Annotated in this window: 15 protein-coding genes; 7 read left to right on the top strand and 8 right to left on the bottom strand. The window is 67.8% G+C overall.

What is annotated here, in order from left to right:
* Positions 1 to 77: 77 nt before the first annotated feature.
* The 3 genes from NV1_RS34020 to NV1_RS34010 all read right to left on the bottom strand — a co-directional run bounded on the left by NV1_RS34020 (position 78) and on the right by NV1_RS34010 (position 3,360).
* Positions 78 to 320 carry a hypothetical protein gene (locus NV1_RS34020; RefSeq protein WP_157117543.1) on the bottom strand — a complete coding sequence of 81 codons (243 nt, stop codon included), beginning with the start codon at positions 318 to 320 and terminating at the stop codon, positions 78 to 80.
* Between the two features lie 219 nt (positions 321 to 539).
* Positions 540 to 728: a hypothetical protein gene (locus NV1_RS34015; protein ID WP_040828068.1), complete on the bottom strand. Its 189-nt coding sequence runs from the start codon at positions 726 to 728 to the stop codon at positions 540 to 542.
* Between the two features lie 139 nt (positions 729 to 867).
* Positions 868 to 3,360, bottom strand: a complete 2,493-nt coding sequence (locus tag NV1_RS34010; RefSeq protein ID WP_169813473.1) for a 2Fe-2S iron-sulfur cluster-binding protein — start codon at positions 3,358 to 3,360, stop codon at positions 868 to 870.
* 154 nt (positions 3,361 to 3,514) lie between these two features.
* Here NV1_RS34010 and NV1_RS34005 point away from each other — a divergent pair, with 154 nt between their 5' ends.
* The 5 genes from NV1_RS34005 to NV1_RS33985 all read left to right on the top strand — a co-directional run bounded on the left by NV1_RS34005 (position 3,515) and on the right by NV1_RS33985 (position 9,436).
* Complete coding sequence (locus tag NV1_RS34005) at positions 3,515 to 4,087, top strand: TetR/AcrR family transcriptional regulator (protein WP_067901069.1); 573 nt, start codon at positions 3,515 to 3,517, stop codon at positions 4,085 to 4,087.
* Positions 4,088 to 4,409: 322 nt separating this feature from the next.
* A complete protein-coding gene (locus tag NV1_RS34000; RefSeq protein ID WP_245714073.1) occupies positions 4,410 to 5,873 on the top strand; it encodes a serine/threonine-protein kinase in 1,464 nt (487 codons plus the stop codon).
* A gap of 37 nt (positions 5,874 to 5,910) precedes the next feature.
* On the top strand, positions 5,911 to 7,128 hold the full coding sequence (locus tag NV1_RS33995) for a DUF7373 family lipoprotein (protein ID WP_157117542.1): 1,218 nt from the start codon (positions 5,911 to 5,913) through the stop codon (positions 7,126 to 7,128).
* 6 nt (positions 7,129 to 7,134) lie between these two features.
* Positions 7,135 to 8,616 carry a serine/threonine-protein kinase gene (locus NV1_RS33990; protein WP_067901063.1) on the top strand — a complete coding sequence of 494 codons (1,482 nt, stop codon included), beginning with the start codon at positions 7,135 to 7,137 and terminating at the stop codon, positions 8,614 to 8,616.
* 106 nt (positions 8,617 to 8,722) lie between these two features.
* Positions 8,723 to 9,436 (top strand): class I SAM-dependent methyltransferase, encoded by a 714-nt coding sequence (locus NV1_RS33985; protein WP_245714072.1) that lies wholly within the window; start codon positions 8,723 to 8,725, stop codon positions 9,434 to 9,436.
* A gap of 73 nt (positions 9,437 to 9,509) precedes the next feature.
* Here the strand turns inward: NV1_RS33985 and NV1_RS33980 are convergent, their stop codons facing one another.
* From NV1_RS33980 to NV1_RS33970, 3 genes are all read right to left on the bottom strand, one after another.
* Positions 9,510 to 10,964, bottom strand: coding sequence for an amidase (locus NV1_RS33980; RefSeq protein ID WP_067901204.1), 1,455 nt, complete (start codon positions 10,962 to 10,964; stop codon positions 9,510 to 9,512).
* A 307-nt stretch (positions 10,965 to 11,271) separates the two neighbouring features.
* On the bottom strand, positions 11,272 to 12,015 hold the full coding sequence (locus NV1_RS33975) for an SGNH/GDSL hydrolase family protein (protein WP_067901062.1): 744 nt from the start codon (positions 12,013 to 12,015) through the stop codon (positions 11,272 to 11,274).
* Positions 12,016 to 12,161: 146 nt separating this feature from the next.
* The gene (locus NV1_RS33970; protein ID WP_084526177.1) at positions 12,162 to 13,550 is read right to left on the bottom strand and encodes a hypothetical protein; all 1,389 of its coding nucleotides are present in this window, start codon (positions 13,548 to 13,550) and stop codon (positions 12,162 to 12,164) included.
* Positions 13,551 to 13,965: 415 nt separating this feature from the next.
* On the opposite strand from NV1_RS33970, the gene NV1_RS33965 reads away from it, so the two are divergent.
* On the top strand, positions 13,966 to 15,507 hold the full coding sequence (locus tag NV1_RS33965) for an adenylate/guanylate cyclase domain-containing protein (protein WP_067901060.1): 1,542 nt from the start codon (positions 13,966 to 13,968) through the stop codon (positions 15,505 to 15,507).
* 121 nt (positions 15,508 to 15,628) lie between these two features.
* Here NV1_RS33965 and NV1_RS33960 read toward each other — a convergent pair whose 3' ends face one another.
* Positions 15,629 to 15,958 carry a hypothetical protein gene (locus NV1_RS33960; protein WP_157117541.1) on the bottom strand — a complete coding sequence of 110 codons (330 nt, stop codon included), beginning with the start codon at positions 15,956 to 15,958 and terminating at the stop codon, positions 15,629 to 15,631.
* A gap of 309 nt (positions 15,959 to 16,267) precedes the next feature.
* Between NV1_RS33960 and NV1_RS33955 the strand changes: the two genes are divergently transcribed.
* Positions 16,268 to 16,519: a Smr/MutS family protein gene (locus NV1_RS33955; RefSeq protein ID WP_067901055.1), complete on the top strand. Its 252-nt coding sequence runs from the start codon at positions 16,268 to 16,270 to the stop codon at positions 16,517 to 16,519.
* A gap of 42 nt (positions 16,520 to 16,561) precedes the next feature.
* On the opposite strand, the gene NV1_RS33950 is transcribed toward NV1_RS33955, so the two are convergent.
* On the bottom strand, positions 16,562 to 19,795 hold the full coding sequence (locus NV1_RS33950) for an ATP-binding protein (RefSeq protein WP_067901199.1): 3,234 nt from the start codon (positions 19,793 to 19,795) through the stop codon (positions 16,562 to 16,564).
* Positions 19,796 to 19,922: the final 127 nt, after the last annotated feature.

Genomic DNA, 19,922 nt, shown 5'->3' with positions numbered 1-19,922 from the left:
GGCCTAATTCCAGCAGAACCCAAGAATTCGGCGATGTCAAGCGCGTCCGGGCCGCACCGGCATCCGTCGAAGGATGCTCAGGGGAAGCCGTACCACTCCCAGAGGAAGTTGTCGGGGCGGCCGGTCAGCAGGCCGGGGTAGGTGCCGCGATGTGCCGGGCGGGCGCCGGGCAGGTTCGGCGCACCGCCGATCGCGATGGCGGCGACTTCGCTACCGAGCTCGCGTAAGAGTTTCTCCTCCGCGCGAATCACGGACAGCAGATCGGCGAGGCGCTGCGTATTCGGCATTCGGGAGCCCGGGGTGGGTGCGGCGTGCTGCATGTGGCAGGTGACTCCTGGCTGGAGAGATACGCTGGGTGCGCATGAGGCGCGCAGCACGCTCGCGTCAACACCGGCGATGAGCATGCCGGTAGGTATGGTGACACATTCCTGCGAAGTTCGCGAAAATTGTACCAGTGCAAGAACATTCGAAAATGCATCTGTACAACCATTGGATGCCGGAATGTTGCTGCCGGTTGGAAGAACCTGATGGCGGAGGGTTTATACCGCCCAGAGTTCCTCGTGCGGCAGATCGGCCAGGCCGGTACGGAGATTATCGTCGATGGACACGTCGACGCCGTGCCGGCTCAGCTCGGCGGCCACCCGGTGTGCCACCGATCTCTCGGCACGGTAGTCCAGTACGGCTCCCCCGAGCGGGAATCGCAACTGCAGATGAACCTTTTTCGCCATATCGCCGGTACCGCTGAATCCCTTGGGGCGCAACCTGACACGTACTTACTGAAGATCCACAGTGTAACAGCGGATGCAAGTACATATGCAAGACCTCGGGGACAGGAATCGGGCGAATGCGGTCCGGGTCACTCCGGGCTCAGCGGCCGAATCGCAGCGTGACCGTGGCGGATTCGGGTACGGCGCGGCAGGTCAGAACCGCGCCGTCGGCCAGTTCGGCGGAAGTGAGTGCCGTCATCGGATCCTCGTCCATGTGTACCGTGCCGGAACATACTGTGGCGATACAGGTTCCGCACGATCCGCCGAGACACGAATACGGCAGATCCTCGCGGTGGGTGAGAGCGGCGTCGAGGATGCGGACCCCCTGCGGCATGGTGAACACCAGGTCCTCGCCGTGCCCGGTGAGGGTGATCGTGCACGGTGGCCGATCCGGTTGCGGGACGGCGGATTCGGGCTCGCGGGTCATGAAACGCTCGGTATATATCCGGGATCGGGTTACCCCCTCGTCCAGGAGTGCCTCGCGGGCAGCCGCGAGCAGGGAGTCCGGTCCGCACAGGTACCAGTGGTCCGCGTCCAGACCGGTCAGTTCGCGAAAATCCATGCGGCCCCTGCGGTAATCGATGCCGGGGGCGGTTGCCGGCAGCGGTGCGTCGTATTGGCGGGACAGGTGGTGGACGATCCGCAATCGTCCGGGAAACCGGGCGGTCAGTGTGGTGAGCAGATCGCCGAGCATGACGGTCGTGCTGTCGCGGCTGGCGTAGTGGAGGGTGAAGCGACTGTGCGGCTCGTTCGCGAGGACCGCCGCGGCGATCGCGGCGATCGGAGTGATCCCGCTGCCCGCGGCGACGGCGGCATGGTGGCTGGTGGTGGCCGGATCGGTGTGCGCGGTGAACGCACCCGACGGTTCGCCGATGTGCAGAACCGTTCCCGCACCGAGTCGTTCGAGCGCGTACTCGGAGAAGACGCCGCCGCCCTGTCTTTTCACCGCGACGCGCAACCGGCCCGCATCGGGTGCGTCGCACAGCGAGTAGCTGCGCCGGATCGGACGTCCGTGAGCCGTGCCCCGGATGACGACGTGTTGTCCAGCGGTGTAGCCGAATCGGTCCGTGAGCCGCTCGGGAACCTCGAATTCGATCAGCACGCTGTCGGCGGTATCGCGTTCGACCGCGCGAACCGTCAGCGGGTGGAAGCCGTGTGCCGGAGTCTGCGGGATCGGGTCGAATCCATTGTGCCGCACCTGTGGTGCGGATATCGCGACCTCGCGCAGCAGATTCAGGCCGACCACCGCCCCGTTCGCGGCGATCCGGGCCAGCAGGGCCGGCCGGGCCACCGCCAGCGGGCTGTCGAGCAGGCCGGCGATGCGTGAGATCTGCTGCCCCACAGCCGCGTCCCGCGCGCCGATGGCCATCGCCGTGCGTGCGGCCGGACCCAGTAGCCGCATCGGTCCCCGGCCTGCGGCGTCGACGTGCGGCATCGCGAGATCGAACAGGCGGGTGATCAGCCACGGGTCATCGATGACGTGGGCCGCGGCGCGGAAGAACCTGCGCGCGAGATGGTCGTCGCCGGCGGCGAGCGCCTTGCGCAGTTCCATCGCCTGTAATGCGGAGACCGACATGCCCTGTCCGAACGCCGGACTGAAACTGCACACCGCGTCGCCGAGGACGAGCAGCCCGTCCGGGAAGCGGGACAGGCGCTCGTAGCGGCGGCGTTGGTTGGCCGGGTAGCGGTAGGTGCTGATGCCGGTCAGCGATTCGGCCGACAGCAGTGCCTCGGCGACGTCCGGCGGTGCGACCGAAGAGGCGAATCGCCAGAACCCGTCGGGGTCGGTCGGGGGATGGTCCGCGCCGTAGCCGATCAGGGTCAGGATGTGCTTGCCCTCCTCGACCGCGAACAGGGCCAGGCCGCGCGCGGGATCCTGGTTCGCGACGACGATCTCCTTGTCGCCGCCGAGGTTCGCGGTCGAATCGTCCGGCAGGCGGATGTAGCGGCTGGCGTACATCATATCGATGCGCACGCCCTCCTCGGCGGGGCGCGGGTAGCCGATCGTCTCGAGCCAGTCGAGGATCGGGCCGTGGCGGCCCAGGCAACTCACCACCAGATCCGCGAAGATCTCGTGCGGGTGGTCGGCATGCTCCGGCTGCGCCAGAACTCCGGTGACCCGGTTTCGCGCGGGATCGGTCAGCAGGTTCAGCGCGGTGCCGCGGTCAAGGATCTCGACATTGGGCAGGGCCCGGACCCGCTGTCGCACATGCCATTCCAGAAACGGTCGGCTGGCCTGTAGCAGCGAGTATCCGGCGTCGGATCGCGACAGTGTGGATCCGGCGATGCTCATCCGCATCTCGGTCAGCGAGCGGCATCGCACCGCGCCGTCGGCGAGCAATTCGGCGGTGATGCCCGGAAACAGTTCGGCCAGAATGCGTTCGCCGCGCGCGAGCAGGGCGTGCACATGTCTGCCCTGAGGCACTCCACGGCGGTCTCCGGGCGCGGCGAGATCGTCGCGTTCGAGCACGGTCACCGAGGCGAAACTCTCGCTGAGCACGCGCGCGGTGAGCAGTCCGGCCATGCTCGCGCCCAGGACCACGGCATGTCCGCGTCGCGCATTCGCCGGCTGGGCCTGCCCGCGTGCGGTCATCGTGTCCTCCGGCGTTGTCGTGGCGCATCCGGTGGTGCAGGAACCGCCCATTACTGATACGGAAACGGAGAATAGTCTCAGTTAGTTGGTTGTCGCAACCATTGTCGTCCGGTTCGCACGCGGCCGAGCTCGGCGTGCAGGTAGAAAAATAGGCATGACCTCACCGACCCGATCCTCGGAGGCGTTGCACGACGCGGCGCTCGAGCTGATCGCCGAGAGCGGTCTGGGCGCCCTGACCATCGGCGGCGTGGCGGAACGCGCGGGAGTTTCCCGGGCGACGGCCTACCGCGAGTTCGGCGACAAGGACGGCCTGATCGCCGCCATCGGCCGCGGCGAGGTGGTCAAGATGATCACCGCCGCCTACACCGAACTCGACCTGTTCGCCCCGCCCGCGCGAATCGTCCACGCCGTCACGCTTTTCGCGCTCGGCTACCTACGCGAGCACGCCGCGTTCGGCTACATCCGCGATCACGAACCGGCCTGGCTGATCAACGTCGCCATCGCGCACGGCAGATCCGAACTCAATCTGGTCGAGACGGTGGCCGCTCTCGCCGCCCCGCTGATCGCCGCCCGCGCCGACGCCGTTCTCGCCCTGACTCCGGTCCAGGCCGCCGAGGTCGTGGTTCGCATCGTGCTGTCCCACGTCCTGCTGGCGCACAGCAACCTGAACGACGAACAGGTCGCGGCCACCGCCACCCGGGCGGTCGTTCTCGCCGTCGATGCGTGATCGTCGCGACTGATACGGATCGGGTATTCCGTATCAGAAACGGGCCTGTCTGTAGCGGTTCGGATTCCGAGCGGATATTCGGGCACGGTCGGCAGCGAGCCCGGGGAGTGCCGCGTCGCGACCGTGCGCCGTGCGGGCGGTCCGATTCATCCGGCCACAGCAGATGGGGTGGTGGGCCGCAAAGCTCGGACCGGCGCTGTCGTAGGTGTGAACAGGGGTGGGAATCGCGGTTGCCGTGGCGGGAGTGGGTGAGCATACTGCCCTCTGAGCGTGGCGGTACGGAGGATGCGGCCGCGTTGTCGAAGTCCGGGAGGTCGGCGGGGTGCTGCGCAGCGGCGAGGTGTTCGCGGGGTATCGCGTCGTCCGGGAGCTCGGGTCGGGCGGTATGGGCGCGGTATATCTGGTGCAGCATCCTCGGTTGCAGCGGCTGGTGGCGTTGAAGGTGCTGGCCGAAGGGCCCAGTGCCGATCCGGAATTCCGGGCCAGGTTTCTGCGCGAAGCGGAATTGGCCTCGCGGGTATCGCATCCCAATATCGTCGAGGTCTACGACCGCGGTGTCGAGGACGGTGTGCTGTGGATAACGATGCAGTACGTCGAGGGCGGTGATGTGGCCCAGTTGCTGCGGGCCGGGCCGAGCGTGCTGCCGCCGGATCGGGCGGTGGGGATCGTCGGCGAGGCGGCGCGCGGGCTGGATGCCGCCCATGCCGCCGGGCTACTGCATCGCGATGTCAAACCGGCGAACATCCTGGTCTCGGCCGCGCCGGGGCGACCGGATCGGGTGCTGGTCACCGATTTCGGAATCGCCCGGGCCGCAGCGGAATCCACGGTGCTGACCGGTGCCGGGGAGGTACTGGCGACGCTCTCCTACGCCGCGCCGGAACAGATCGAGGCGGGGCGGATCGATCATCGGGTCGACGTCTACGCGTTGGGCTGCACGCTGTTTCACATGCTCACCGGTAGTGCCCCGTTCCCGCGGCCGACGGCGGCGGCGGTGATGGCGGCGCATCTCATCGACCCGCCGCCTCGGCCCAGCGCGGTGAATCCGGCGTTGCCGCCGCAGTTGGACGAGGTCATCGCGCGGGCGATGGCAAAGCAGCCCGATGGCCGGTATCGGAGTTGCGGTGAACTCGCGGCGGCGGCGGGGGCGGCGTTGCACGGGACGACGGAGAGCCGACGGCCGCGTCGGCGGCGACGGGGATTGGTGATCGCGGCGATCGGAGTGGTGATCGCGCTGATCGCCGTCGCCGCGACCGTGTGGGCGCTGGCGCCGGATCGCGCCGCGCCGCAGGCAGCCTCGGCGCCCGCGCCGACCCTCGACTATTCCGAAGGGTGGGGGACGTACGGATATATCGTGAACGCGTTCCCGAAACTGTTGCCGCACATGCCGATCAGCGCGGGCTATCAGGGCATCTGGTGCCGAGCGAATACCGGGGACGATTCGAAGGTCTCCTTCGACGTGACGCCGGCCGATGGCGCGCTGGAGTGTTACGGCCAGGACGATCCGGTGTTCGAGGTGCTCGTGCAGTGCGTTGCCGCGCGAATGCCCATCGGGGCCACTCGACCGACCGGGAATGTGCTCATCCGCGGGGATGAGAGTTGGAAGCGGTCGTCCGGAAGCGGCCGGATCCTGTGGAGCGATTGGAGCGATGCGACCGGTAAATCCTACGGCCGGTTGGATATCGGATTCGAGGACCCGAAACGATCGTTCTGCGGGGTGCGAGTGACCAGCGGCACCGAGACCGGGCAGGCGCTGCACGACAGGTGGTGGCCGAGTGCGCCGCTGTGATCGCCGAACGCCGCGGACCGCGGCTGCCATCGCGGGTGTGATTCTGCTGATCGCGTTGCTGTGCGGGTGCACGGTGCCCGGTCGGGCAGGGCCCCGGGCCCTGGATCCGAGAACCCTGGACGTCGGGGTGTTCGGTACCGAATCCGTGCCCCAGCCGCCGGATACCGATGAGCGCTACGGCCGGGTGCTGGAGGCCGTGCGGCTGGCCGAAGCCGTGGCCGTGCCCAGTGACATCGATGCCGCGCTGCGATACGGCGATGCCGCGCCGCTGCCCACGCCCCGGGACCTGGTCGGAATTCTCGCCAAGACGGTCGCGCCCACGTTGCAGGCGCACCGCTTGGTGACCGCGTTCACCACCGGTGGTATGGACGATGCCGCGCACAACAGGCCGATACTCGGTCAGACCCGGGCGTTGCGCTTGTCGGTGCTGGAGTTTCCCGACGATGACAGCGCCCGTGCCGCCGCACAGGACATCGATGCGGTCGATTTCACCGTCAGCACCGACAACGTCTCGGTGCCATTGTCGAAATACGCCGATGCGCACGCACATTGGCGGCCATCGGTACCGACTCTCGCCGCGACGCTCGCGCACGGGCCCTTCGTGGTGACCATGTACATCATGAATCCGGCGACCGACATCAATGCGATGACCTCCCTGGCCACCGCCGCGTTCGGCGTCGAATTGCCGATGCTGGACCGGTTCACGCCGACACCGCCGGACAGACTCACCACGCTGCCGCTGGATCGCGACGGGATGCTGCGGCGCATGCTGCCCGCGGATCCCGGCGAATGGCCGTATCCGTCATCGGTCCTGATCGATGACAATCAGGTCGCGGGCTGGGGCGGCTTCCGCCACACCAGCGGGATCATCTACGGGCCCAACGGCATCGACCAGATCGTGCGGCAGGACGATCGACAGCCGGGGAAACATTCCCCCACGCGTCCCGACGCGATGGCGGGTATCGATACACGGTTTCTGGTCAGATACCCGAACGCCGTCGAGGCGCGGAAATTCCTGGAGAGACGGCGCAAGGCCGCGACGGGTACGGAGGACCCCCTCCCGGGGCCGGAACATGTGCCCGACGTGGTGTGCGGCCGGATACGCGAGTTCGGTGACCCGGACTACAACCGCGCCCTGAAATTCGATTGTTTCGTATTGGACGGCCGGTACGTGGCGAATGTGTACGGCGGTACCGAGCAACTGGTATTGCAGCGCGCCGCGGCGCAGTACGCCCTGCTGGTGCGGAATCGGTAGCGCGATATGGCGGAAATACGGTCGGGCGCAACCATTTCGGGATATCGGATCGAGCGGAAGCTGGGCGCCGGAGCGATGGGCACGGTGTATCTTGCCGAGCATCCGCGGCTGCCGCGAAGGGACGCGTTGAAGGTGCTGGCCGCCGAGCGCGGCGCCAATCCCGAATTCCGAGCCCGGTTCATCCGGGAAGCCGAACTCGCCGGTCGTCTCGACCATCCCAATATCGTTCCGATCTACGACTACGGCGCCGACGGCGAAACACTGTGGATCGCGATGCGATTCGTCAGTGGCTACGATGCGGCGACGTTGTTGGCGCGATGGCCGCACGGCCTGCCGCCCGAACGCGCGGTGGGAATCGTCGCCGCCGCGGCAGCCGGCCTGGATCAGGCACACCGCGCCGGATTGCTGCATCGCGATGTGAAGCCGGCGAACATCATGATCGAGCCCGGCGGCGGCGGTCGGGATCGAGCGTTGATCACCGATTTCGGCATCGCCCGCACCGCGGCTGAGCTGGATCCCGTTGCCACCACCGGGGGTTCGGTCGCCGCGACCCTGGCCTATGCCGCACCCGAGCAGATTCGCGGGGAGTGGATCGATCAACGGGTCGATGTCTACGGGTTGGGCTGCACGCTGTACCAATTGCTCACCGGCACAGTGCCTTTTCCCCGGGACTCGGCCGGTGCGATGATGCATGCCCAGCTCACGGCGCCGCCGCCGCGCCCGTCCCGAGCCGGTCGCGGGGTGCCCGGAGTGTTGGACGCGGTCATCGCTCGCGCGATGGCGAAGAATCCCGGCGAACGGTACGGCAGCTGCGGAGAATTGGCCGCAGCGTCGATCGCGGCGTTGCAGAGCAAGCCGCCGGGCCTGATTCGTCGGCACGCCGGACGTGTCGCGCTCTCCGTAGCGGCAGTTGCGGTGTTGGCGGCGGCCGGAATCGCCGGTGTGGTCACGACTCGGCACCAGGACCGGGCGATGCCGGCCCCGACCGCGACGTCTGCGACGAATACCCCGGCGGCTGTGGACGATTCGAAGTGGGAGGCATACCAGTTCATCGTCGATGCGTTTCCCGGGCTGCTGCCTCGGACGCCGAACTCGACCGGTTACCAAGGCCTGAAGTGTCATTCATCCGATGAGCACGCGAATGCCGTGCCGGTCACGAAGGTCCTGACTCCGCTGTCGTACATCGGCTGTAGTGGTGATCAGAATCCGGTCGTGGTGGTGTCGTTGCGATGCAATACGGATCGGTCGCCGGTCCCGGCCGCCGATCGCGCGGACCTCGCCGACGACCCCGACAGCCGATCCTTCTCGCGCGCGTCCGGCACGGGTTTCATCGCGTGGCGCGACGAGAAACAGCCGGATCGAACCCAGGTCGGTCGTCTGGAGATCCGATTCGATGGTGCGGCCCGGGGTTTCTGCAAGATGGGTATCTGGGGTGGCGCGTCGGGCAAGGAACTGTTCGACACGTGGTGGCCGAACGCGCCGCTCTGAAATGTTTCGGTCTTGTTCGTCCGGCACCGGCACCCGCGCCGGACGTCAGAGTTTGGTCATGGTTCGTAAGCCCTGAAATGCCGCCGGGGGGCATAGCGTCGAACCCGTGGATGCGACTCCGGCGGACGGCTCGGTATTACTGGAAATCGATCGCGGCGGTGCCCGGCTCCCGGCCCTGCCCGATATGTCGGTGGCCTATCTGAGTGGGCTCGCCGGTGAACCGGTCTGGGTTCGCACGTCCGGGGGGTCGCGACTGCGATTGCCGATGCGGCGTTGGCTCGGGTTCACCGACGCCGCACATCGCGCCGACACCGCGCTGCTGCGCCACTGTGCGGGTCTCACCCTCGATATCGGCTGTGGCCCGGGCAGATTGGTAGCCGAACTGCTCGCCCGCGGTGTCCCCGCACTGGGCATCGACACCGATGCGACGGCGGTGGCGGTCAGCCGCCGTCGCGGTGCTCCCACGCTGTGTCGCGATGTGTTCGGTGCGGTGCCCGGACAAGGGAGATGGCGATGCGCCCTGCTCGCCGACGGCAATATCGGTATCGGCGGGGATCCGGCGCGACTGCTCCGAAGGGTTCGCGAGCTACTCGCGCCGGGCGGTATCGCGATCGTCGAATTCGATTCTCCTGGTGTGGGATTGCGGAATCACCGAATCAGATTGGAGACCGGTGGGTGGGCCGGGAGCTGGTTCGGTTGGGCGCAGGTGGGCATGGATGCCGCTGTCCCGGTGGCCGAACGTGCCGGGCTGCGGATGCTCGAAGTGGAAGCGGTGGACGGGCGGTATATCGGATTGTTGAAGGCCGACCATCGGCAATGATTCGTCGTGCGATCTTGCCGCCGCACCCGCCGTGGTCATGCGCAGTCGAGCCCATGCCACGGCGCGGGAGGTGCTACCGGCGTGGCTCCTCGAAACCGCCGATCTCCTGTTCGAGGAGTTCGGCGAGGCGCAGCGGCGTGCGGTCCTCGAACATCGGCCCGATGAGTTGGACGCCCACCGGGAGGCCCTCGGGCGAGCGGCCCGCTGGGATGGCGGTGGCGGGGAGACCGGGCATGGTGGCCAGGCCCGGCCAGACGAGTTGATCGGCGAACGGGTATGCGACACCGTCGATGTCGAGTCGGCGGGTGCCCAGATTCGTCGCGCTCTCGTGCGGGAACGCGGGCGTCGGGGTGATCGGGCAGACCACGGCGTCGAATTCGCCGAACAGTTCGCGCCAGCCCTGACGGTGCAGTTCGCGGCGGTTGCCCGCGACGACCCAGTCGCGATGGCTGAATACCGCGCCGCGCAGGCGTTCCGCGTCCATACTCCGATCGTCCGGATCCAACTTCGCGACGTGCTCGCGCATCATTTCGTACGCCTGGTCGGGATAGCCGGAAGCGAGGTTCGCCAGGAGCAGTTGGGTGTAGAGCGTCTCGGCCTCGACCAGATCGGGCAGCAACGGGCTGTGCCGTTCCACCCGGGCTCCGGCGGCGACGAGCGCGTCCGCGACGCGATTCACCGCGGCTCGCACCGCCGCCCCGGTCGGGATGGCGGGATGTTCCTCCAGGATCAGCACGCGGAAGTCGCCGAGCCGCTCGTGCCGCGCCGGCGGCAGCGCGAGCCGGTATGCCACCCCGAGCGTCAGCGGGTCGGGTTCGGCCATCACGTCCAGCAGCAGCGACAGGTCGCGAGCGGTGCGCGCCATCGGCCCGACCACGGCGAGATCGCGATCCGACGGCAGCGCCGGTGCGGGCGGCGGTACGTGGCCACGATTGGCAGCCAGACCGAAAGTGGGTTTGTGCGAATAGATTCCGCAGAAATGAGCGGGTACGCGCAGCGATCCGGCGATATCCGAGCCGAGGGACAACGCGCCGAATCCGGCGGCCAGCGCCGCAGCCGATCCACCGGAGGATCCACCCGGCGTGCGCCCTGGATCCCACGGATTGTTCGTGGTGCCGTAGACCTCGTTGAAGCTCTGCAGGTCCGCCAGCATGAGCGGCACATTGGTCTTGCCGAGTATCACCGCGCCCGCGGCCCTGACCCGCGCCACCTGCACCGCGTCCTCGGTGGGCCGGAAATCCGCGAACTGCGGCATACCCCAGGTCGTGGGCAGTCCGGCGATGTTGTAGGACTCCTTGACCGTCACCGGAATACCGAGCAGCGGCCCGTCCTCGCCTCGGGCACGCGCCCGATCGGCCTCGCGCGCCGCATCCCGTGCCCGATCGAAGTCGGGTACGCAGATCGCGTTGATCTCCTTGTCGTCCCGCTCGATACGAGCGATCGCCTCGTCGGTCAATTCCACCGAGGTCACCTCACCGGCGCGCAGCGCGGCAGCGAGTTCTTCAGCCGTCCGGAAGCTCCATTCCACCGGATCGAGCGTACCTGTCCGTGCGGACCACACAACCGAATAGCGCGATGTCGGAACGCTTGTGAGCCGCGTCCGGAGCGTCGTCGGCGACACCGAATCCCGAGGCGATGGCGCGGCTCGCCCGCGCGGCCTGTGGTGTCGAGGACAGGGTCGCCCGAGGAGGCGATGAAGGAGAGCCGAGGCGGCCTCGGTCTTCCAGGATGCCGCCAGGTTCGAATCCGGGGAAGGCGCGGGCGACGGTCGGGGTGCGGAGCGGTCCGCGCGATGCTCGGTTCGGAAGGCCGTTACTGTCAGCGGTCGAATATCGTCAGCGACCGAACGGCAGCAGTTCGGGGCGTTTGGCCTTGCGGCCGTTACCGGTGGACGCACCGCGCAGTCGCCGCCACAGCCAGGGGCGGGCAGTTGCCGCCACCCAGGCGAGTTCGCCGAAAAGGCCACCGGCACGGTGGTTTTCGGTATTCGCCGGGGGTATGGTCCAACTGTCGTCCGCGCCGTCCAGGCCGAGTGCCTCGGCCGCGGCCAGGGCGAATCGGTTGTGGCCTTCGGGCGAGCCGTGTAATCGGTCCGGGCTCCACATGCGCAGGTCGGCCATCGAGGGGGCGGCGAAGAGGTCGACCAGCCGCAGGTCATATCTATTGGCGCACAGGCGAATTCGATCGTTGATCAGATCGATGCGCGGGCCGATGAGGCGGGCGGCGAGCGGGACGATGCGACGGGCGTCGGGAAATGTGGTGGTGACGACCGTCGCGCCGGCGGCGCGGAGCTTCGCGTACAGCTCCTCCATGACGTCCAGTGCCGCGCCGAAGTCGTTGCCGGGCGCGGTCACATCGTTCATGCCCGCGCAGATGCCGACCACATCGGGTCGCATCGCCAGGGCCGCGTCGAGCTGTTCGTCGCGGACCTCGGCGACACGGCGGCCGCGAACCGCGAGGTTGGCGTACCCGATATCCGGATTGTCCCGCGCCAGCCGTTCGGCGAACCGGTCGGCCCAGCCGCGCACACCGGTTTCGTCGTCACCGTCCCACAGACCTTCGGTCTGACTGTCTCCCATGGCGACGAACCGCTGGAATCGGCGTGCTGATGACGTCGGCAAGGCAGACCTCCGGAAGTGAAGAGGGTGGTGTGGCAGCGATCGGCTGCCGGATCAACACGCTACAGCGGGCTGCTCCGGACCTTGCGCGGCCCAGCCACCCCACGTCATCGTGCTGCTCGATCGCGCTGGGTGGGGCTCAGCGCACCAGGCACATAGAAACGGTCGTAGAAGTCCTCGTCCAGATCGGCGGCTTGATAGGCCAGTACGCTCCGGAACGGTCCATTGTTGGCGGGCACGCGGCCGTATCGGGTGTAGAGGTAGTCGAGGTAGGCGATCGTCGCGGCGATGGCACGATCGGAAGCCTTCGGAATATCGTTCTGCACGGCCGCGCCGTCGTTCCAGCTGCTGCGCGCGCCGCCGTCGCGAAGGGTGCCGTGGCCGGGGGCGTATTTGAAATCGACGAATGCCAGCACCGCCTCCTCCATATTCTTGTAGTAGGGCGGGCAGTACGGGCGAAGAAGCGGCTGGCCGTCGTGCTCGAATCCGACGGCGGTCGGCATCGGCATATTGCGTCCGGTCAGCGACATCATCGCCGCCATCAGCGGACCGGCCCCGATGGTCCGGGAGAATCGCAGATCGTTCATCCGGAAGCCGAGTTCCTGATACCAGGCGAACGGATGTGCCGCGAAATGCGGGAATCCGCCCAGGCCCAGTGCTTGGGTCATCAGCCCGAGATTCTGCAACATCGCCCCCTGTTCGATCGCGGCGAATTCGCACAGCCAGGTGTCGAGGAATCCGGCGGTGACCACCCGGCCCGAGGCGAGATCGTCGTCGAGATGGCCACCGCGCGAGCGAGCGAATTTCGCCAGACCGGCCGGCTGGAATCGGTTGCGTTCGTCCAGGACGTAGAAACCGAAATCGTCTTCGAAGGCGGACAGCAGCAGATTGATCATCAGCGCGGTGAGTTCGGCAACCGGAAGGAAATAGGTGGTCCCGGGGACATTCGCCGAATACTGGTTGAACGGCGGCACGAACGGAACCTCCCGGGGCACGTCCGATCGACGGTCGCGAACCTCGATCCGGACGCGTTCGTAGAGTGCCGACAATTCGCGGTCGTGTGCGAGCCGGATGAGGTCCGGAATCTCTTTCCGATCCAGATCCTGCGGTCGCCGCACCAGCGAGACGCCCTCGTCGTTGCTGACGAACAAGGCGATGCTGTGGATTCCGTCGCCGCTGGCGATGGTGCGGCCCACGAGTTGAGCGATGATATTGCCGCCGCCCGCACCCGGCCGATCACCCTCCCGGTACGGCATCTCGGCCAGGGTGTGCCCGGTGATTCCGCAGGCGGCGAATGCCAGCGCCGCCTCCTCGTCGCGGGTCAGCGGTCGCGGCGCGGCGGTGCTGCGATAGGCCAGCGGGCCGCCGCTGATCTCCATACCCGGCGCGAATCTGCGGGAACGTCGCCACAGCAGCGCGTCCATCAGCGAATATCCGGACAATTTCGCTGCGATGTCCGGCTGCGATTCGCCGGTCCGATCCGTGTCGAGTGTCATGCCGATCCTTTTCCGAAAAGCTGCCGGCGAGAAGACCGTAATGACGAACGGAGCAGTTTCGGTTAACGCTGGGATACGCTTTCGTTAGAGCCCGGTAATGTTTGCCTGCGGCGTGCTGAAGAGGAGCTGACCCACCGGTTCCTCGTACGGTCGGGACGAGTGATGCGCTCGAAATCATGGGTTATTCGGAAATCGTATGCCGATCCTTTCATCGCAGGACGTGGCAAGAGAATTCGCTGATAATCCGAAATGCGTATTGTATTCGACCGCGAAGAGTGCACGTCGATGCCGCCGGGTCGGGCATACGGTCACACACAGAGCCGGTGGCGAACATCCGACCTGCGCAACGGTGCATCCTGTCGACGCGGCCCCTATACGCTGAGCGAGTGGCGAGCAACCAGGACGGAATCCGGCGATGAATATGTCGCACAGCACAACCGAATACGGGTCGGTCCTGCTCGGTTCGCGCCGAGACTCCCCGGAGCGGCGCCGGGGCCGAGTTCAGTTGCTGCTCACCCTGTGGGTGCTCGCGGCCAACGCGGTCGGTGTGGCCGTGGTGATTCTGCTCGCCACCGTCGGGATTCCCTATCCGGACGTCTTCGCCGCCGAGGTCCGCGACATCGTCTTCGTATACCTGCCGATCTACGTGGTGGCCGCCTTCGTCGTGGGCGCCGCGCTGGGCACCGCGGTGGTGGTGCGGATGCTTCGCTGGGCCTCGGACACCGAACCGGCCCCGACTCGGCGGCAAGCGCGTTCGGCGTTTCGGGCGCCATGGGTACTGGCGGCAATGCAGGCGATCCTGTGGATCGTCGGCACGGTGTTGGTGACCACTCTGTACGGGATACGCGATCCGGAGCTGATTCCCAAGTCGTTGCTGATATCGCTGTTCAGCGCGGCGGTCGTATGCGCGGCCTCCTACCTTTTCACCGAATTCGCGATGCGCCCGTACGCGGCGTTGGCCCTGGCCGCGCACCCGGATATGCGTCGCCGGGACCTGACCGTGCGCGCCCTGGTGACCTGGCTGCTCGGGTCCGGGGTGCCCGCGGCCGGTGTCGTGCTGGTCGTCGCGTTCGGTGCCGCCGACGACCGGACGACGAAGCGGGATCTGCTGCTGTCCGTCGGCATCATCGGGGTGATGTCCTTCTGCACCGGGCTGCTGCTGACCTATCTGGGGACCGACCGAATCGGCGCCCCGCTGCGATCGGTGATTCACGGGATGGAGAACGTCCGCCGGGACGGCCGCACGGAGACGATCGTCGTCTACGACGGCACCGAAATGGGTGAACTGCAAGCGGGTTTCAACGCGATGGTCGACGGACTCACCGAAAGAGAGCGACTGCGTGACCTTTTCGGGCGGCACGTCGGGCCGGACGTCGTGCGCGCTGCGCTGGACCGAGGTGTCCGGCTGGGCGGCGAAACCCGTGATGTGGGAGTACTTTTCGTGGACGTGGTCGGCTCGACCGCATTGGCGACCCGGCTCCCGCCACATGAGGTGGTCGAGACGCTCAACCGATTCTTCGGCGTGGTCGTCGCCGCGGTGAACCGCCGCGACGGGCTGATCAACAAGTTCGAGGGTGACGCCGCACTCGCCGTCTTCGGTGCGCCCACCCCGCACCCGGACCCGGCGGGCGCGGCGTTGGACGCCGCCGCGGAGATCGCGCGCGAGCTCGCCGCGGCGGACCTCGGCATCGACGCCGGTGTGGGCGTCTCTTACGGCGAGGTCGTCGCCGGCAATATCGGCGCCGAGGACCGCTACGAGTACACCGTGATCGGCGATCCGGTCAACGAGTCGGCGCGCCTGTCCGAACTCGCGAAGCGCGATACCCGGCTCCCGCTCGCGTCCGAGCGCGCAGTCGCGGCGGCGTCGGGCATCCGCGAACAATCCTGGAATGCGGCCGACGCCGTGGTACTGCGCGGACGGACTGCGCCGACACAGCTGTACCAGCCCGAGGTGTGACGCGAGGATTCCTCGGCCACGCCGGGTCCGGCGGGCGCGACGGTTTCGGTCGGATCGGCCGCGGTGCTCGTTCCGGGCCGGAGAACACTCGGTGAGCCGGATGCCCGGCTCGGCGCGTGTGCTATCGACGCTCGTTGGGCCGCGAGGAATCCGGGGCGATATGCCCCGCGGCGATGAGGGTTTCGAATGCGGCGCGTTTGCGTCCGCAGGAATGCTCGCGATGCGTCTGCATCGTGCGGTGCGCCTCGGCGACCGTCAGCATCCGCTCGGGCGTCGAACACGACCGGCCCGGCAATCGGATCGCCGTCTCCCGGCCACGGCGGGCGGGCGCGGCCTGATGTCCCGAAATGGCCGGCCACCACACCGGCAGCAGCGGCATCAGACCGGCCAGCAGGAAGCCGCAACCGGCAAGCGCGATCAGCACCACGGACCCTGTACTCCACACGCCCATGACCGAAATCCTTCCGAACTCATTCGACTCGCACTCGGACTCTCGATACCGAATTGCGCAGGTGCGCAATGGATTCGAGCTCATCTGTGGCGATCCACAGCAGGATCGGGCGAGGCGGCAGGATGTGAACGACGACCATGGCGGCCCTCCTACCCTGCAAACCGTGCCGCTGTTTTATGTAATATAACGCTGATTGGTGGCATATAACAAGGGTGCTTCCGCACCGATGGCCAGTGGCAACGCCTTGTCGGGCAGAGCCTTGTCGGGCAACGCCCTGTCTGGCAATGCCTTGTCGACCCAGGAGTGAGCATGTCCAACGTGGTGACCGTCGATCTGCATCCGATCTTCCGCAACGATCGCGATATCGACAACGCGGTGCGCGCGGCGATCTTTCGGGCTGCCGGGCAGAACGCCACACTGGTCGAGATCATCCCGGGAAAGGGTGCGGGCACGCTGAAGAAGCGAGTACTGGCCCTACTCCGGCAGCCGCACATGCGCAAGCTCTACCGGAAGGTCGAGTCGGACCCGCGGAATGCGGGCCGCATCCTGGTGCATTTGTGAGCGGCGTACGGGTGGTCGGATCGACGCGTTCGATGTCGGCGTTCAACCGGCGAGCGTGACCTCGGCGAGCTCGTGCCAGCCGGCCTGTGCACCCTGCTCGGCTGCCTCGGTGAAACCCCTGTCACCGAGGCGATTTCGGGTTGTCTGCTCGATGCGGGCCTCGTCCGGATGAGAACGGTCGGCCAGCCCGCGCACGGCCGCGCCGGCCGCGAGTAGCCGCGCGGCCTGCTCGGGGTGATCCGCACGCAGCGCCAGGTCCGCGATACCGACGAGCACCTTGGCGATCAGGGGGGCCTGCCCGGTCTCGGCCGCCGCCCGGAAGGCGGCGGAGTGATGTTCGCGGGCTTCGTCCACACCCTCCGCGAGGTAGCCGAGCAGGCCGTGTACCACGGCGCCGATGTTCGGCTGTTCCGCGTCACTGCCCAGTTCGGCTGTCGCGACGTCGATCTGCCGGTATGCCTGCTCGGTGTCGCCGCTCCACCGGGCCAGCTCCGCCTTCGCCAGTGCCAGTTCGGCCGTGGCGTTCGGCCAAGCGGCCTGATCCGCGTACCGCTGAGCTTCGGCCATCGCGACCGCGCTCGCCCGCGCATCACCCAGCAGCCGGTACAACTGAGCCTGCCGAGCCCGCATCATGACGGCGTCCTCGATCGCGCCGACCTCCACGACGACGGCGGTCGCCTGGTCGAAAAGTTCACAGGCAGAGGCGAATTCGCCGCGCATGGCGACTCGGTCCGCGAGCTCGCGCAGCGCGAACGAAATTCCCCAGCGCTCGCCGAGGGCCCGGAACTCGGTGAGCGCCGTCTCGAGGTAGGCGTCCGCATCCCGTCCGGCCCGGCCGAGCACGATCCGCATCTTGCCCATCTGCAGCCGGGCCAGCGCACGTACCCAGGGGTCGTCATCGGTGAGCAACGGCTCGAATGCGGTCGGCAGCGCCTCCGGTCCCTGCAACATGCGTTCGAGTGCGGCGACGAAACCCAGCAGCGGGTAGCGGACCCGGCTGTGCTCGCTGAACCGGTACGCCTTGTGGACCCATTCCTCCACCCGGTACTGGTCGTTCGGCCCGGAGCTGAGGAAGTGCACGACCAGGCCGTACACCATGGCCCGGGTCTGATCGTCCACCTCACCGCCCGATTCGGCGGCCGCGGTGACCAGTTCCAGGCCCTCGGTCTTGTGTCCGCTGAGCCACCAGTACCAGCCCGCGGCCGCCGCGAGCCGCAGCGCGCCGGCACCGTCGCCGGCCGTGAGCGCGCCACGCATCGTGGTGACGATGTTGTCGTGCTCGATGTCGAGCGTGGCGAGCCACTCCAGCTGCTCGGCGCGGCGCAACAGCGGTTCCGCGGTCGCGGCCAGCCCGGTGAAGTACGAAAGATGCGCTCGGCGAGCCGATTCCGCTTCCCCCGCGTCCGCCAGCCGATCCGCGGCGTACTGTTTGATCGTGCCGAGCATTCGATAGCGCGGGCCGTCGTCCTGCGCGATGAGCACCAGCGACTTGTCGGTCAGCGCGGTCAGCAGGTCGAAGACCTCCCCCTGCTCGACCGCCGCGCCAGCCCGGACCCCGGTGGCCCGCGCGGAATCCCACCCTTCGGGGCCGCCCCCTGCGTCGGAGCAAACCTGTTCTGCCGCTTCGAGACTCGCGCTATCGGCGAATACCGAAAGCCTGCGCAGGACCGTCCGTTCCGCGTCGGTGAGCAGCTCCCAGCTCCAGTCGACGACCGCGCGCAGCGTGCGATGCTGCGGTAGCGCGGTGCGGCTGCCTCCGGTCAGCAGGCGGAAGCGATCGTCCAGGCGGTCGGCGAGCTGGTCGAGGGATATGGTGCGCAATCTGGCCGCGGCCAGTTCGATCGCCAGCGGTATCCCGTCCAGCGCCCGGCAGATGCGTGCCATGGTCGCCAGGGCGCGGGCGTCGGTCGGGAGGTCCTTGCGCACCGCTCCGGCCCGATCCCGCAGCAGCTGCACGGCCGCGGCGGACTCGATCTCGCCGGGGTCCGCGTTCGCCGCCGGCGACGCCAATGGCTCGACTCGCCACAGCGCTTCACCCGTGATGCCGAGCGGTTCCCGGCTCGTCGCGAGGATCCGCAGCCCTCGGCACTCTCCGAGCATCCGGTGGGCGAACGTCGCCGCGGCTTCGATCACATGCTCGCAGTTGTCCAGGATCAACAGCGTTTCGCGCTCGCGGAGCGCGGCGACGAGCCGCTCGATCGGTTCGGCGTTCGGCGCGGCGCCGAGCAGCGCGTCGCGCAGCCGGAACGCCGAGAGCGCGGCCTGCGCAACACTTTTCGACGCTTCCTGGCCTCCGGGCTCGCCCGCCGTGTCGCCGCCGGCTCCGATCGGCGCGAGCTCCACCAGCCAGGCCCCGTCCGGTAAATCGTCCAGGAGGGTTCGCGCGGTCTCCAGGGCCAACCGGGTCTTCCCCGACCCACCGGGCCCGGTCAGCGTCGTGAGCCGGTGTTTCGCGAGGAGTTCACGCACCACGGCGATGGCGGCGTGTTTGCCGACGAAGCTGGTCAACTCGGCCCGCAGATTCGTCTTCCGGTCGTTCTCCCGCGCTCCTGCTTCGCCGCGCAATAGCGCGACGTGCAGTGCGGACAGCTCCGGCGAGGGATCCACGCCCAGCGTGTCGGCCAGCGCCTCCCGCGCACGCTGGTACACCATCAGCGCCTCGGGGGCGCGACCCGCGCCGCCCAACGCCCGCATCAACGCGGCGACGAGCCGTTCCCGCACCGGGTTCCGGGCCACCACCTCGGTCAGTTCGATGATCAGCTCCGGACCGCGGCCGAGGACGATCTCCGCCTCGTAGCGATCCTCCATGGCGGCCAGGTGCAGCCCCTCGAGCCGGGTGATCGCTGCGTTGCGGGCCTCGCTGTCCTGCGAACCGATGTCCTGCATCAGCGGGCCACGCCACAGCCCGAGGGCGTCGCGCAGGACCTGGGCCCGGTGTGTGTCGTCACCGCCGCGGGCCCGGTCGAGAAGCTGTTCGAACCGCACGGCATCGACGGTGCCGGGTTCCACGGCAAGCCGGTATCCACCGGCCTGCGCGTCGAGCGCGCCGTCCGGAAGCACCCGCCGCAGCCGGGAAACCAATGCCTGCAAGGCGTTTGCCGCGTCGGAAGGGGGCTGTTCACCCCAAATCCAGTCGACCAGAGACGCTTTCGCGACCGCACGGCCGGGTTCGAGCGCGAGGGCGGTCAACAGCGCCCGCAACCGGGTACCCGGCACCTCGATCGATCCGCCGTCCTCTGTTCGGATCTCGAGCGGTCCAAGTATTCCGATCTGCACCGAATCATTCTGCCGTGGGCCGCGCACTGCCCGCCCACGGATGACGTTCGATCGGATGGCGGCCTGGTCGTCGTCAGCGGCGGTGTCAGATCGGTGTCAGGCCGGTATCAGCGCGGCTCGCGACAGT

The sequence above is a fragment of the Nocardia vaccinii NBRC 15922 genome (assembly GCF_001613305.1).
In the GTDB taxonomy this organism is placed as follows: Bacteria; Actinomycetota; Actinomycetes; order Mycobacteriales; family Mycobacteriaceae; genus Nocardia; species Nocardia vaccinii.
Note: the sequence above shows the minus strand (reverse complement) of the source record. Positions and strands in the feature narration are given on the sequence as shown.

Coding starts and splice junctions, on each gene's coding strand:
- NV1_RS34020 (WP_157117543.1), bottom strand. CDS start 320: ATGCAGCACGCCGCACCCACCCCGGGCTCCCGAATGCCGAATACGCAG.
- NV1_RS34015 (WP_040828068.1), bottom strand. CDS start 728: ATGGCGAAAAAGGTTCATCTGCAGTTGCGATTCCCGCTCGGGGGAGCC.
- NV1_RS34010 (WP_169813473.1), bottom strand. CDS start 3,360: ATGACCGCACGCGGGCAGGCCCAGCCGGCGAATGCGCGACGCGGACAT.
- NV1_RS34005 (WP_067901069.1), top strand. CDS start 3,515: ATGACCTCACCGACCCGATCCTCGGAGGCGTTGCACGACGCGGCGCTC.
- NV1_RS33990 (WP_067901063.1), top strand. CDS start 7,135: ATGGCGGAAATACGGTCGGGCGCAACCATTTCGGGATATCGGATCGAG.
- NV1_RS33975 (WP_067901062.1), bottom strand. CDS start 12,015: ATGGGAGACAGTCAGACCGAAGGTCTGTGGGACGGTGACGACGAAACC.
- NV1_RS33970 (WP_084526177.1), bottom strand. CDS start 13,550: ATGACACTCGACACGGATCGGACCGGCGAATCGCAGCCGGACATCGCA.
- NV1_RS33965 (WP_067901060.1), top strand. CDS start 13,966: ATGAATATGTCGCACAGCACAACCGAATACGGGTCGGTCCTGCTCGGT.
- NV1_RS33960 (WP_157117541.1), bottom strand. CDS start 15,958: ATGGGCGTGTGGAGTACAGGGTCCGTGGTGCTGATCGCGCTTGCCGGT.
- NV1_RS33955 (WP_067901055.1), top strand. CDS start 16,268: ATGTCCAACGTGGTGACCGTCGATCTGCATCCGATCTTCCGCAACGAT.